Origin of the sequence: Bradyrhizobium sp. 147, from assembly GCF_023073935.1 — a bacterium.
Classification (GTDB): Bacteria; Pseudomonadota; Alphaproteobacteria; order Rhizobiales; family Xanthobacteraceae; genus Bradyrhizobium.
Window position 1 is genome coordinate 113686 of sequence record NZ_JADPKL010000025.1, and the last position, 14332, is coordinate 128017.

Below are 14332 nucleotides of genomic sequence, written 5' to 3' on the forward strand. Positions count from 1 at the left end.
ATCACACTCGGCGAGATGTTTCTTCGAGTGCCGTACTGAACCCGAGACGTCCAGTCGTTCGAATCTCCGTCTCGGCCCGCAGCTGCCCGAAGTAAAAGGCCCTCAGCAACGAACAAGCCGTTCTTGTTCGATGAGATGGCGAGGCGATTGCTCATCGCGAGCCAGTTGTGCTCAGAGATTCAGTCGCGCGCGCAGCGAGCTCGGCCGGGACGCCTTCGAGGACAAGGCCAAAGCATCCGGCCTGCTGTAGCTGGTGCGCATCGTCAAGCAGGCGTAGGGCATCGTCCACGTTCCGAACTTGTACCTTGAAGCCACCCATCGCGTTGACGCTTTGTGGCGTGAGACCAAGATGACCCACTACGGAAATTTCGCAATTCACCAAGGCTCGGATCAATCTCAACACGCTTACCCCTTCCCTCAAGCTTGACGGCGTCTGCGCCACGCTGCAGGACGCCTCCAGCGTTGCGTATCGTGTCGTCGGAACTGAGATGAAAGCTGAGAAACGGCATGTCAGCTACAAGCAGGGCGCCAGGCCTTGTTTGCGCGACCACGTCCAGGTGGTGATTCATCATCGCCATGCTGACCGGTAAAGTGGTCATCAAACCCAAGGCATACGTTGCCGACGCTATCGCCGACAAGAATGACGTCGACGACAGGATCGATGATGCGTGCCGTTACCCGCATCATAAGCCGTGATCATCACGATGGCGCGCCCTTCCTCCTTGCGTCGTTGCAGAACTGGAATCGTGACGCGTTCAACCGGCAGCTGCGAAATGTGGCTCATGTCGATCTGATCCGGCCCCGCATGTCTCTGGAAATGGCCTTCCCCTTGGAGAGCGAAAGGTATCTGTCATTAGGGAGCCCGAAAAGGCGCGTCACTGAGAAGTCGGAAGCACAAAGTTTCCAATGATTGGGCGGTCAGCAAATAAGGTCTTTCAACATGTCCTCTGCGCGGTGTTCCTGGGACTGACCATCCGAACATTCTGAGCGTCAAAAACGGCGGCCTGGAGACGACGCACGCGAGCGGCAATATTGGATGTGCTTATGAGGCTGCGATCTACGTGTCAAAGCCGCTGTCGGCCCCTTAAGGCGACATGTCCATTACCTCTGGCTGCTGACAAGGATGGGCTGGCGCTTAAAGCCGCGGCTTCGGCGGACTGCAGGCTCCGCAAACGACCGCGACCCAGGCGAGGGAAATAGGAAAGATGCACCAGCGCTCGCGCGGCTGCCGCAAACTCCGGAATGCGGATGACGTGTCCAGCATCTCCGCGTCCGTAGAGGCTTGATAAGACCTGCCGTCCAGGCAATCTCATCTAATCGAAATAACGGCGAAACTTCCGCAACAGGCCGTCACCAATGGACGCATAACTTCATGATTTTGTAAAAACTTCGCGCAGGCATCCACACAGATGAACACGCAACCAATCGCGATAACGCGATCGGACTGAAACCGAACGCGCGATGACACTGTGGACCGGCCCGGCGAAGCCCGCGATCTCGCCCGGCCGGCAGCACCCACATTGCAGATGCGAGGTCACAATCGTCCATTTCGTAGGTATATGGCAAGGCTCTCTCAAGTCGTTCGGGAAGCCGACGACAGCTCAGGATCCTTGATCTTGCGCTGCCGCGCGCGTCTTCAGGCCAGTGTATCGGCAGCGTCACAAATGCCTGCATATATTTCGTCCAGGTCACCTGCTGTTACACAATATGGCGGCATCACATAAATCGTATTACCGAGTGGGCGCAGCAAGAGATTACGGTCTTTAAAGAAGGCGTGAAGCCTCGGGCCGATGCCTGCGAGATAGCCGGTATCTCTCGTCTTCAGATCGAGTGCTGTGATGGTGCCGCTACGGCGAACGTTTGCAAAGCGCGGATCGGCGCGGAATGCTTCAATTGCGTGCTCCTGCATGGTTGCAACCGCAGCGATGCGCCGGTGACATTCCTGGTCTTTCCACAGATCCAGGTTAGCCTTAGCGGCGGCACAGGCCACCGGATTTGCCGTGTACGAACTCGAGTGAAAGAATGTGCGCGTACGGTCTTTTGAATAATGGGCATCGAAAATCTCCGCCCGGCAGAGTGTCACCGCGAGCGGCAGCGCCCCTCCCGTGAGACCCTTCGAATAGCACGCTATGTCTGGCACAACATTGGCCTGCTCACAGGCGAAGATTGTTCCGGTGCGGCCCCAGCCCGTCATGACCTCATCGGCAATGAACAGGACGTCCGACGCCTCGCAGATCCGCTTCATCTCTCTTAGCACCCAAGCTGGGTACATCAGCATTCCGCCTGCCCCTAACACCAGAGGCTCGACAATAAAGGCTGCGGGATTTTCGTTCCGACATGCTGACTCAAGCGCATCAAGCGTCGCCCGCTCACGACCGCTCGCAGGGAACGGGATTGAGGTCACGTCGAACAGGAGAGGTCCGTACGCTACGTTGAAGACACCGCGGGCACCAACTGACATCGCACCGAACGTGTCCCCGTGATAGGAGTGCTGCATGACAACGATGCGTGTTCGCTGTTCGCCTATATTGTGCCAATAGCCGAGCGCCATCTTCAAGGCGACTTCCACGCTGGCTGAGCCACTGTCCGAGTAGAACACGTGGTCCAAGCCTTGGGGTGTGAGTTTCAAAAGGAGCCGAGCGACCTCCTCGGCCGGATCATGCGTGTAGCCGGCGAAAATGATTTGGTTCAGCTTGCCGGCCTGCTCCTGAATCGCGCTCACGATCTGCGGATGGCAATGGCCGTGAGTGACGACCCACCAGGATGAGATTGCATCTATGATTCGATGATCATCCGCAGTGTAGAGATAAGCACCATCGCCACGCACAACCTTGGTCATCTCGTTGTGAAGAGCATGCTGCGTGAATGGATGCCAAATTGGCCACCTCTTGTTCGGCTTCATGGCTTGAAATCGCCTTGAACAAACGAGCCTTTGAAGACATCCCGTAGGCTGTCTGCCGTCAAAGGAGAAATCCAGGGCAGCCGTCCTAACCAACGCACCCGCGCGATGTCACAAATTGCGCTCTCAGTTTCAGAATTTCTTTCCCCGATGAATGCGATCCCAAGAATGTCGATCTGGCGCTTTCGCAAGGCCTCTATCGAGAGCAGCGAGTGATTGATGGTCCCGAGTAGCGTGCGCGCGCAAAGCACGACGGGAAGTCGCCACCGCTGGAAGATATCGATGTAGAGTGCGCTAGAATTCAGCGGCACCATCAGCCCGCCAGCGCCTTCGATGACGAGCGGTCGCTCCCCGGTATGCGGCAGGACGAGCGAATCGGGGTCGATGCGAATTCCATCTATTTCGGCGGCATGATGCGGGGAAGCGGGCGTTTTAAGGCGGTAACGCTCCGGAACGATCCGATCGGCCGGAAGACCGCTCAGTCGTGCGACCTGCTGGCTATCAGTCTCTCCTTCAACACCGGCCTGAATTGGTTTCCAGTAATTCGCGCCGAGAAGATGGGCAAGGCCTGCCGAAAAGACAGTTTTGCCGATCCCTGTATCTGTGCCGGTCACCACGATCCGCTGACTCATCGAGATCCGCCCCTCGTCTCCTCAGCGAGGGCATCGAGCATCGCACGCACCTCATTCTCTCCGACGTTGAGCGTCAGTGAAATTCGTAAACGGGCCGTGCCGGCCGGCACCGTTGGCGGTCTGATTCCTCGGATGTCAAATCCGCGAGCCTGTAGCGCGGACGCTAGCCTCATGGCGCGGGCATTCTCGCCAACGATATAGGGCAGGATCTGCGAGTTCGAAGGACTTCTCTCGCCTCGCGCAACCATCTCCCGATGCGCGAACGCGACAAGCCTCGCCAGCCGCTGTTGGCGCTCCGGCTCCTCCTGCAGGATCACGAGAGCCTCCCGTACGGCTACCGCCATTAACGGCGAAGGGGCGGTCGCGAAGATAAACGGGCGACAGCGATTGATTATGAAGTCGCGCAGCACGCCAGAGGCGGTGACAAGCGCGCCGGCGGCTCCCAGCGCCTTGCCGCAGGTATGAATAACCAGGAGATTTTCGCGTCCTTCATAGGCCGCTGTGAGCCCTCGCCCCTGCTCGCCGTAAACGCCGGTGGCATGAGCTTCGTCCACAACCAAGAACGCATCGTGCCGGTCCGCGATCGCGAGCAGGTCTTCAAGCGGTGCGAAATCGCCATCCATGCTGTAGAGGCTCTCGACTACGATCCAGACCCGCCCCGCTCCGCCCGCGGCACGCCAGTCGCAAATTGCGCTTTCGATAACCTGGGGGTCGTTATGGGCGCTGATTCGAAACGCGGCTCGGCCAGCTCGTGCTCCTTCGTGAATGCTGGCGTGAACCAGGGAATCAAGGACGAGCAGGTCGTCCCGTTGCGGCAACGTTGTCAGCACCGCAAAATTTGCGACATAACCACCGCCGAAGAAGAGCGCGGTCTGCGCGCCGAAGAACCGCGCCGCTGCTGCTTCGAGGCGTTCGTGCTCCTCGCAGTTGCCGCGCAGAAGCCGTGATCCGCCGGCTCCGATCGGAGTACCCCCTTCGAGCGCGGTGACGATGGCTTTTTTCATGCGCGGCGCGCTCGCCAACGCCAGATAATCGTTTGATGAAAAGTCAATCCCGGTGCGCGGCCTGAGACTCCGCAGGCGGTCGTCGTTTTTAAGCGCATCTAAGCCTGCCGCATAGCTGGCGACTTTACCCGCAATGATGGAATTCATTCTTCACTCGCTGAGCAAGGATGGACGCAGCAAAACTCCCAACTGGTCGCCAACGACAGGGTCTTACGGCGGCTAGCTTGTTGGATTCAAACCGGAACGATGCGATTTTGTCGATCAACCAGCACAATGCGCGGCCTGAAGATTCTTGCATCCGCCTCGTCAAGTGAGGCGTATGCAACGATACTTATTTTATCGCCGGGCATCGCCAGTCGCGCCGCCGCACCGTTCACGTCTACCGTGCCGGACCCTTGTGGCGCTTCCGTCACAAACGTTGCAAAGCGTGCCCCCGTCTCGAGGTTGTAGAGTTCGACGCGTTCGTTAATCAGGATACCGGCCGCGTCCAGCAGTGCGCGATCAACCGAGATCGAGCCTTCAAAGTGCAGGTCGGATTCAGTTACCGAGGCGCAATGAATCTTTCCCTTCATCATGATAATCTGCATTTCTTACCTACGCTGATAGCTTGCACGCAGCACGCCGTTGTTCTGATGACTTAAGCGAGTCCAGACGTAATGCCGAGCCGGGCTAACAAACTTGCATCACGGTCAAGTTGCGGGTTTTTGGTAGTCAGCAACACATCGCCGACAAAGATGGAATTCGCACCCGCCAAGAAGCATAGGGCTTGGAGTTCATCAGTCATATACTGGCGCCCGGCGGCCAACCGTACGACGCTCTTGGGCATCATGATCCGCGCGGTCGCCACCAGGCGCACCAGTGCAATCGGATCGGAACGCTCCGCCGTGACCTTCACCGGCACGCCATCCACCTCGTTCCACAGGTTGATCGGTATACTTTCCGGATGCTTGGGAAGATTGGCGAGCAGTACCAGCATACCGAGACGGTCATCGACGTGCTCACCCATGCCAATAATGCCGCCGCAGCAGACTTTGACCCCCACCTCGCGCACGCGCGTAAGAGTGTCGATCCGATCTTGCAAGGTCCGCGTAGTGATGATGCTGCGGTAGAACTCCGGCGAAGTGTCCACGTTATGATTGTAGAAGTCGAGGCCGGCGTCGGCGAGCCGCGCGGCTTGCTTTGGCGTGAGCATGCCGAGCGTTACGCACGTCTCCATGCCGACACGTTTAACGGCGGCAATCATGTCGCAGACCTTATCGAGATCGCGGTCCTTTGGACTGCGCCACGCCGCGGCCATGCAGAAGCGACTCGCCCCGGCCGCCTTGGCGCGCTGCGCGGCGGCGACCACATCAGCGCGATCCATCAAGCGAGTCGCCTTCAGGCCAGTGTCGTAATGCACGCTCTGTGCGCAGTAGGTGCAGTCTTCAGGACAGCCGCCCGTCTTGATGCTGAGCAGGCTTGCGGTTTCGACGTGGTTTGGGTCAAAATTGCCGCGATGAACGGTCTGGGCCTGAAATAGGAGCTCGGCAAATGGCTGCGCGTAAACCCCTTCCGCCTCGGCACGTTCCCAGTCGCGGCGGACCGGCGCGCTGTTGCGGCCGCTATTGCCTTCGACTTCCACAGCACCCCCAAGATTTTCGGTCGATCATACAGGCGACACCGTCGTGCGTAGCTTCGCAAAGCAACACTCTTGCCCGGTATTGACGAGAAATATCGCCGAGTTGCGCGGGCATGGCGCTCGTATCAGGCTAATCGCCGCTCCCTCATGCAGGATTTCCTCGCGAGGCCGAGACAAGCGCAACAACGCTCCTCGACGCGCCTCACTCAGGTAACTAGCCGATGCGTACGGTAGTTGCGCCCCGTAGGAGCCTCTCCTGATACAAATGTATTTGGCCGCGCGCCGTGTACAACGGATCCACGAATCTGCTCACCTGGCCGATTCCACGATGGTGTGGTTATGCGCGTCACATCCCCGTACAATAAACGGTGGCCCGGACGAGCCGACTCTGCGAGCGTTACCTCCCGCCGCCTCCAGAAGCGCAGCGGGTTGGGCTCTGGGGCGCAGAGTAGCGGCCCGGCGCGCCCTTGGCGGGTCTGTGGCCACCTAGGCTTGCTCGCCGCCCCTGGCTGTGGTGAGCAACTCCGCTGGACTCTCGATCACGTCGTCGCCGCCCGACTTGGCACGACGCGGCGAGATCTGCTAAGACGTCGCACTCATCTGCGCAAACAGAATTGCCGCTTCAGACGGCCCGAGCCCGACGATGCCCACGAAGGCTGCCGGAGGCATCGGAATGACCTGACGGGTCGGCCTCCAGAGATGCAGGCAGTAGCGACTATTGTTCACATACTGCGAATGAGGAGGATGCAGCTGCATCACACATTCCTCTTCATCCCAAAACATATCTTTGGCGAAGCACATCTCCTCCCAGTTTGGAGATCGCCGTGGCGTCGACACAGAGACATGCTCCCATCCCGGACGGATGAAGCCGACGATCTTGAGTTGGCAGCCACAAGGCCCCTGCACGAAGAAGAGACCGGAAGGACCAGACCCCGGTGCGGTGGCGAATCGGCCATCGCGGACGCGCCCCGCTTCGAGTCTTTCTACACTTTGCTTCCTCATGCGTCCTCCTTCTTCTTTTGGCCGATAGAGTTGCATCCGGCACCAGTCGTGTTGTCCGACTCGTACATCGAACGGCTGGTACCCTGGCATGGGCGGCCCCAACTGCCGCTGATCATCTGCACCGACTTACTTGGATGAAGAACATCGGTTCTGTCCGCATCGTTCACCGGGGAGTTCTCTTGGGTTTATCTTTCGACATCTGAGCTCTCTTAAACTTTCTCGTCATTCGCGCGTTCGTTGCGAACTAGGCCTCATGCAGACAATCTGCGCAGACATCTACGATGGCTTGTCTTGGCAAGCCGTGCCCGCAGGAGCTTCTGCTCGCCTCGTCGCCTGAACAAGTCCGCAACGTATGGCGTTGAGCTCGCCGTGCTTGGTGCAAGATGCCAGAATTCGACTGAAACGCTTAATGGCGGCGGAAGCCAATTCGCGTGGCATGATCCGGCGAACCGGCTACTTTGCCACCCAAACAAATGTCGCTGGCTTCAGCACATGATGCAAAGCGACGCCAATGCCTCGCCAGTTCATCGAGCGAGAGGCTTTGACTTCGACGATCTGACGGTGGGCTTTCATCTCATTCCTTCTCATGTCTAGCGGTTAGCCGGCTTGCCGCCTGAGACACCGTCAATGCGTCATCTATGTGGCCGGCACCGTGACTCAGAATGGATTCATGGTCAGAGGCTCGCACGCGCGGACCGCACTCGTTCAGCAGCCTCGCTCATTGGCCTTACCGCATGACGCAGTTCAGCCCTAGCGGGCTGTGAGCTCCAACGGAGAGACACCCCGCGCCGGGGTCACAAGCATTGACGATCGGTGCAACCGTCCGCCCGGTCGATCAGAACTGCCCGTCAACCTCATTTCTTTGCCGCCCCTCCGCGAGGCGAGCCAGCTTATCATATTCCTCAGCGACCTTGATGAGCCTGCATCTGGATGTGTCGTCCTCGAGCGACTCCGCTTTTCTTCGGGTCGCTTCAGCACGGCTTCGCCAATGTTTGGCGTCTGAGAACAGGTTTTTTTGCTTCATGCGGAAGACGATGCAGTTTTTAGATCAAGAAAATGCGACACATGCCCTACGTAAGATCCCGTAGGTTGGCTGTCGCAAAAGCACCTCATTTGCCGTTATCTGCCGACCGCTCTGTTGATGTCTGAGATGCGACAAGCCGCTCGCAGCAAGCGCGGCGAGGGGCGCGAAATGCGCGACTCTCGACATTAGGGCTTGAATCGTACGTAGCGTCAGATTGTAGGGTCTTCTTACAGGTGGCGAGCGTGCTTGGCCGTACAACAGCTTCCGGGCGACACAATTTCGAGTGTGTCATTTGGCGAGCCAGATTGCAGAAGGCCCGCGTTGTCTCGGACGCCGCAGTGAAGCCGCCTCGGCGAATCATTGCAACGTGTCGCGATGAAGCCAGGCTGCAGGAGAACCGGATTCTAAGATCGCAGCAGCATCGTCGCGTGGCGATTGCCCGCTTTGATAGATTGCTCACGCAGAGGTCGCGGTCCGGAGATCGGGGCCTCGCAGCTCAGAGTGGAATGGAAGTTGGAGGCCATACTCATCTTACATAGCCGTGATGCGGCCGCGGCGAACCTGCAATAGCTTGCTCACGCCGAAACAGGTAGCTGTAGGCATACACGGTTGCCAGCATTCTCGCCAGAGATGCGTCGACTGGTCGCTCATGCCGGAGCCCCCTTCGGGTGCCTGGATTGACTCCGCCGCCGCCTCCATCATGTTTTTCGTATCCAAAGACGGGCAACACGGCCTCCGGAGTAGCAATGACTTCTGCAGCTTTGGCTACCAAGCAGTCGTTCAATTGACGGCCATGGAGCGCGCGAGGTCAGACCACAAGGAAATCTCGATCTATGCCCTGTCCGAAATGTCACACAGATAACTGGTGCGAGATCGCAATGCACGATCCCTGGAGCGGCCGACCAGTGATCAATTGCAATACTTGCGGTGAATATGCCGAGTACGATTGCCTCCAGCGCAAAGCAGCGCACGCGATCATCGCAGCTACCTTGGCCTGTAACGTGAGCAAAGAGGACCAGCGAGATCCGCGGGCGGTTGCCGACAGGATTTTGGATGTGCTGGAGAATGCCGGCCTAACAATCGCTCGCGCCTCAAGATGAATGGGAGGAACACCGATCGGCGCCGCTACAAGGCCCCGCCCGTCCATCAGAGAGCATGGCCAACTGCGCCGCTCGTTCCAACAGCCACTTGATTGCCTTCAAAACGCCGTCTGTCCCCTGGCCGACCTGGAGTAGTCGGCATAGCAACTCTTTGATACCAACAACGATTGTAGCAAACGCGCCAATCTGGACCCGAGCCGCGACGCTCTCAACGGGACCAGGGCTGAGTACCGCTTTGGCGCGGGCTTCCAACGTGACGCCCGGCAGATCTTCCCACAAGTATCGAACCCGCGATGATCAACCCCGCGTGGCCTGCACCTGACGCCGCCTTTCGCGGTCCATAGTTCAAAGTTATCTAGAACGGCGAAGTCACTGTTAGGTGCCTTGACGGGAGTTTGGCTCATTGACCAGATTAACGCGCTGCCGATTGATCTCGTTCCTATTCTGCTCAGCCGCCACGGCACCGACAACTCCCGGGAAGCAGCCCTATTATGATGGTGACAGCGCGAGAGCTCGGCTGGATAGACAAAACCAATTCGCACAGACTCGAGAGAGCATTCAGCCATGGACGATTGATTCCGGCGCCGAGGCAGCTCCTATCCACACATTCAAGTAAGCTTGACTGATTCGCTTGATCACTCGTGGCCGGCGACGAGCAGCCTCACAGTTGGGCGTAGCTATGCGCGCACACTCGAGCGGACCCGAGCTGCGCGTTCCGCAGACGACGAATACAGAAAGCCAACTGCCTTGGTGAAGCGCCTCCCGCCCTCCTCGTCTTGCGGCTGGCTCCTGGCGAACGAAGACGGTTTCGACATATTCACGCGATAAGCCCGCAGCGGGATTGAATCGTACGTAGCGTCAGATTGTAGAGTGCCCCCTAGGGAGCACCAATGTTCGGTTGCTTCAGAATTCCTGTGCTAAAGCGGAGCAGGCCGGTTGCTTGCGATGAGAGCTTTTCTGCCAAAGCGGCTGAGGATCGCGCTCACTGCGAAGAACGCTGTTTCTGTCCTGTTCACGCAGATCGCCGGCCCGTATGAAGACAAGATCGCCCACATGTAAGAAGGACCAATCCAGCCTTGGGGGCTTCGAAATACGTTTGCGGGCACTGAGTGCCCAACCAGCCGCTACGAGATTGATGCGCTATCCCGGAGCGGACATGTGAGAGGACCCGATGGATCCAACAGGGTCTTGCTCGTCGATCACTGTGAGGGCCAATGCCGGGCCATTGTTGGCTTCAAGAATGGCGATCCTGGAACCGCATATATGTGCGGCGAACCTGTTGTGATGGGACCTCGCCAAAAGCTGTCATCATGGTGCGCTTATCACCATTCCCGAATGCACGTCACGCCATGGTCGGACGGACGCAGCGTCGTTGAAGGAAAGCAGACTAGATGACCAACAGTAATCCGAGACGAGCGCGCGCAATTGCTAGGCATGGGCAGCGGTCATCGCGGGAGCAAGAGAGCTGCCGATAGATCCGCGAGCTGGATCTGCGCGACGTGCAGGCCTGACGATTGCCCCAGGGCCGAACGCCGATCCAGGCAATGAGACCCATCAAGACCTGATGAACGAGTAAAAACTCATGTGAGCGCCTTGGATCAGAAATGATGTGGAAGTGTATACCCGCGAGGGACTGAAGATTGATCTCGCACCTTGATTGAGGGCAACACCGCGTTCGAAGCCGATAAGCCGGCGATCCATTTCGAGGGCGCGCCTCTAAAGCTTACGCTGCTTTCGGCGCATGCGAGCGGGTGGCACGTGGTTTAAAGGCCCGGGTCGACCTCTCCACGAGCAGCTCATCCGAATTCTTTCTGCCGAGGGGCTGCTAATCAAATGTGATAATTGAGGTAGAACGCAGTTGATCCGTCAGCTCAGGCTGCTGTCCGCAGAATGCTTGCTCAAGAACCGGGACTTTGCCGCGGGCATCGATAAGAGAAGGGGCGCTCGGGACCAGCAAACCGCCAGTTTCAATGGCAGCGGCACGTGCTCAAGGCGAGCCTATTCACGCAATGCGGGCTTTGCCTAGTCATACTACGGCCGGCCCAAAGACATGCTTGCGAGCGCGGAAAACACCCCCGCGCCGAATGGTCGCCGAACCGAGCACTGACCTTCTGAGCCATATCGTCCGCGCGCTAAACGCACGATTGTTGTTGATTCCGTGGCCACTCGCGAGCAATGAACCGCCAGATTCTTTTCGCTACTGAATTCGTCATTCGGTGGCGCAGGGCACACTGATCGTCGCGATAAACCCCTTTGAGGTCCCATATAGCACTGGCCTCATTCATGCAGCGTTTTTCTGTGAACTCAAACAGCACAGAGTCAATATGCGCGCCTTCACTTTTGCTTGCCAGATCACCAACTTGATTGTCCAGAAATGGATCGATGATGATAAGTACTGCGCGCGAACGAATTTCAATGCCTTGTTTGCCCGGCTTGCTCGCGGTTGCACTGGATGAACAGCAGACTGGAAAACTCTCAGGTAAGGACACGAAATGAGGGACACTCGCTGGCTCAACGCGCGAGTTGACCACGCAGGGGACTGTGGAACGCTTCTCGGCCAAACGGGTCTGCTTACCTCCTATCCGCGTCCGCAATTTCATTAATTGCACCCGCGCAATAGAGAAACGCCTGACGAAGGCCGAACGAAATCTTCTGGGCTACAAACTTTCGTATAGTCCTTCAAAACCCTTTCGATGTGGAATGTTACCTCCGTACAGTTGAGCAATTGATGCAATGCCTATACAGAGTCCAGAACTCGGCGGTTCGAGAGCGCGACGCTTCCGCATTCGAAGAGGCCAGACCGATTGACGTCGTCGATCGGGGACCGACATTAGCCTGCGCAGAGCAACGATTTGTCAAACCAAGAGAGCAAACGGCGGGTCGCTCTAATCACCGGCGTGACTGGACAGGACGGCGCCTATCTCGCCGAACATCTGCTGTCGCTCGGCTATATCGTGCACGGCATCAAGCGGCGCTCGTCTTCGTTCAACACTGCGCGGGTCGACCATCTCTACCAGGACCCGCATCTCGGGGACGTGCCGTTCCTGATGCACTACGGCGACATGACGGACTCGACCAATCTGATCCGCCTGGTGCAGCAGATCCGGCCGACCGAGATCTACAATCTCGCAGCCCAGAGCCACGTCGCCGTCAGTTTCGAGAGCCCCGAATACACCGCCAATGCCGATGGGATCGGCGTACTGCGGCTGCTCGAGGCGATCCGGATCCTCGGCATGGAGAAGGAGACCCGGTTCTACCAGGCCTCGACCTCCGAGCTCTACGGCCTCGTGCAGGAGATCCCGCAGAAGGAGACCACGCCGTTCTATCCGCGCTCGCCTTACGGCGTGGCGAAGCTCTACGGCTACTGGATCACGGTGAATTACCGCGAGGCCTACGGCATGTTCGCGAGCAACGGCATCCTGTTCAACCATGAGAGCCCGATCCGCGGCGAGACCTTCGTCACCCGCAAGATCACGCGCGGCGTCGCGCGTATCGAGGTCGGGCTCGAACAGACGCTCTATCTCGGCAATCTCTCGGCCAAGCGCGACTGGGGCCATGCCAGGGATTATGTCGAGGGCATGCATCTGATCGTCCAGGCGGACAAGGCCGACGATTTCGTGCTGGCGACTGGTGAGATGCGCTCGGTGCGCGAGATGGTCGAGCTGTCGTTTGCGCAAGTCGGCCGCCGCATCGAATGGCGCGGCGAGGGCGTCGACGAGACGGGCGTTGATGCCAAGAGCGGCAAGTCCGTGGTGCGGATCGATCCGAGCTACTTCCGTCCGACCGAGGTCGATCTCCTCGTCGGCGACGCCAGCAAGGCGCAACAGGTGCTCGGCTGGAAGCCGAAGCGCAGCTTTGTCCAGCTCGTCGAGGAGATGATGGCAAGCGATCTGGCGGAAGCAAAACGGGAGGTGGCCCATGGCAAACGCACCGTTTGAGCTGAAGGGCAAGAGCATCTACGTCGCAGGTCATCGCGGCATGGTCGGCAGCGCGCTGATGCGCCGGCTCGCGCGGGAGGACGTGCAGCTCGTCACGGTCGACCGGCGCGAGGTCGATCTCTGCAACCAGGCCGCCGTGTTCGACTGGTTCGCGAAAACGCGGCCGCAAGTGATCTTCCTCGCCGCCGCAAAAGTCGGCGGCATCGTCGCCAACGACACGCTGCGTGCCGAGTTCATCTACGACAACATCGCGATTGCCGCGAATGTGATCCAGGCCGCGCATCAAAACGGCGCCGAGAAGCTGATGTTTTTGGGCTCGTCCTGCATCTATCCGAAGCTGGCCCCACAGCCGCTGCGCGAGGATTCGGTGCTATCAGGCCCGCTCGAGCTGACCAACGAGCCCTACGCGATCGCCAAGATCGCCGGCATCAAGATGGCGGAAGCCTATCGCAGCCAGTACGGTAGCGACTTCATCAGCGTGATGCCGACTAATCTCTATGGCCCCGGCGACAATTATAATCCCGAACTGAGCCATGTCGTTGCCGCGCTGATCCGCCGCTTCCACGAGGCGAAGGTCGCGGGCGCAAGGAGCGTCGCCGTGTGGGGCACCGGCACGCCGCGGCGCGAGTTCCTCTATGTCGACGACATGGCGGATGCCTGCGTGCACCTGATGAAGAGCTATTCGAGCGCGGATCTTGTCAATATCGGCACCGGCGAGGACATCACCATCGCCGAGTTCGCGCGGGTCGTGGCTGAGGTCGTCGGTTACGGCGGCGAGATCACTTTCGACACGTCGCGCCCCGATGGCACGCCGCGCAAGCTGCTCGACGTCAGCCGTCTCGCCAGGCTCGGCTGGCGCGCGAGGACAAGGCTTGTAGATGGAATGCGGCAGACCTACCAGGCCTTCTTGGCGGTATCGGGTACATCGGACAAAACGTGAGACTCATGCAGCTGCTAACTGCTGACGTCGCTCATTGTCCGATTGCCAGAAAGTTGCTTTAGGATCTTCCGGCGAATTCGACTGTGTTGATTGGAGCTCCGCGCACCTCCGGGTGCCGCGTGCCCGATGGAGGGCAGGCACGGCTCGATTGGCCTATAACTATAGCGAGCGAATT

At 58.7% G+C, this 14332-nt stretch carries 9 protein-coding genes and 1 pseudogene; 2 read left to right on the plus strand and 8 right to left on the minus strand.

Annotated features, from left to right (window positions below; all coding sequences use genetic code 11):
- Positions 1–169: 169 nt before the first annotated feature.
- The 8 genes and pseudogenes from IVA87_RS07410 to IVA87_RS07445 all read right to left on the minus strand — a co-directional run.
- A pseudogene (locus IVA87_RS07410) lies at positions 170–784 on the minus strand (3-methyl-2-oxobutanoate hydroxymethyltransferase); the annotation flags it as partial.
- 852 nt (positions 785–1636) lie between these two features.
- Positions 1637–2902 (minus strand): adenosylmethionine--8-amino-7-oxononanoate transaminase, encoded by a 1266-nt coding sequence (locus IVA87_RS07415; protein ID WP_247333148.1) that lies wholly within the window; start codon positions 2900–2902, stop codon positions 1637–1639.
- Entirely contained in the window at positions 2899–3531 is a 633-nt protein-coding gene (gene bioD / locus IVA87_RS07420; RefSeq protein ID WP_247333150.1) for a dethiobiotin synthase, read from the minus strand. The genes IVA87_RS07415 and bioD overlap by 4 nt, the downstream gene beginning before the upstream one ends.
- Positions 3528–4682, minus strand: coding sequence for an 8-amino-7-oxononanoate synthase (locus IVA87_RS07425; protein ID WP_247333152.1), 1155 nt, complete (start codon positions 4680–4682; stop codon positions 3528–3530). The genes bioD and IVA87_RS07425 overlap by 4 nt, the downstream gene beginning before the upstream one ends.
- Before the next feature lie 86 nt (positions 4683–4768).
- On the minus strand, positions 4769–5122 hold the full coding sequence (gene panD / locus IVA87_RS07430) for an aspartate 1-decarboxylase (protein WP_247333154.1): 354 nt from the start codon (positions 5120–5122) through the stop codon (positions 4769–4771).
- 50 nt (positions 5123–5172) lie between these two features.
- The gene (bioB, locus tag IVA87_RS07435; RefSeq protein ID WP_247333158.1) at positions 5173–6156 is read right to left on the minus strand and encodes a biotin synthase BioB; all 984 of its coding nucleotides are present in this window, start codon (positions 6154–6156) and stop codon (positions 5173–5175) included.
- Between the two features lie 579 nt (positions 6157–6735).
- On the minus strand, positions 6736–7155 hold the full coding sequence (locus tag IVA87_RS07440) for a hypothetical protein (RefSeq protein ID WP_247333160.1): 420 nt from the start codon (positions 7153–7155) through the stop codon (positions 6736–6738).
- Positions 7156–11411: 4256 nt separating this feature from the next.
- Positions 11412–11840, minus strand: a complete 429-nt coding sequence (locus IVA87_RS07445; protein WP_247333163.1) for a hypothetical protein — start codon at positions 11838–11840, stop codon at positions 11412–11414.
- Positions 11841–12131: 291 nt separating this feature from the next.
- Between IVA87_RS07445 and gmd the strand changes: the two genes are divergently transcribed.
- Together gmd and IVA87_RS07455 are read left to right on the plus strand one after the other, a co-directional pair.
- A complete protein-coding gene (gene gmd, locus IVA87_RS07450) occupies positions 12132–13217 on the plus strand; it encodes a GDP-mannose 4,6-dehydratase (protein WP_247333165.1) in 1086 nt (361 codons plus the stop codon).
- A complete protein-coding gene (locus IVA87_RS07455; RefSeq protein WP_276576805.1) occupies positions 13198–14157 on the plus strand; it encodes a GDP-L-fucose synthase in 960 nt (319 codons plus the stop codon). Before gmd ends, IVA87_RS07455 begins: the two co-directional genes overlap by 20 nt.
- Positions 14158–14332 lie beyond the last annotated feature (175 nt).

Bases quoted from the DNA above. Each gene is read 5' to 3' on its own strand.
- IVA87_RS07425 (WP_247333152.1), bottom strand. From the start codon at position 4,682: ATGAATTCCATCATTGCGGGTAAAGTCGCCAGCTATGCGGCAGGCTTA.
- panD (WP_247333154.1), bottom strand. From the start codon at position 5,122: ATGCAGATTATCATGATGAAGGGAAAGATTCATTGCGCCTCGGTAACT.
- bioD (WP_247333150.1), bottom strand. From the start codon at position 3,531: ATGAGTCAGCGGATCGTGGTGACCGGCACAGATACAGGGATCGGCAAA.
- IVA87_RS07440 (WP_247333160.1), bottom strand. From the start codon at position 7,155: ATGAGGAAGCAAAGTGTAGAAAGACTCGAAGCGGGGCGCGTCCGCGAT.
- IVA87_RS07415 (WP_247333148.1), bottom strand. From the start codon at position 2,902: ATGAAGCCGAACAAGAGGTGGCCAATTTGGCATCCATTCACGCAGCAT.
- IVA87_RS07455 (WP_276576805.1), top strand. From the start codon at position 13,198: ATGGCAAACGCACCGTTTGAGCTGAAGGGCAAGAGCATCTACGTCGCA.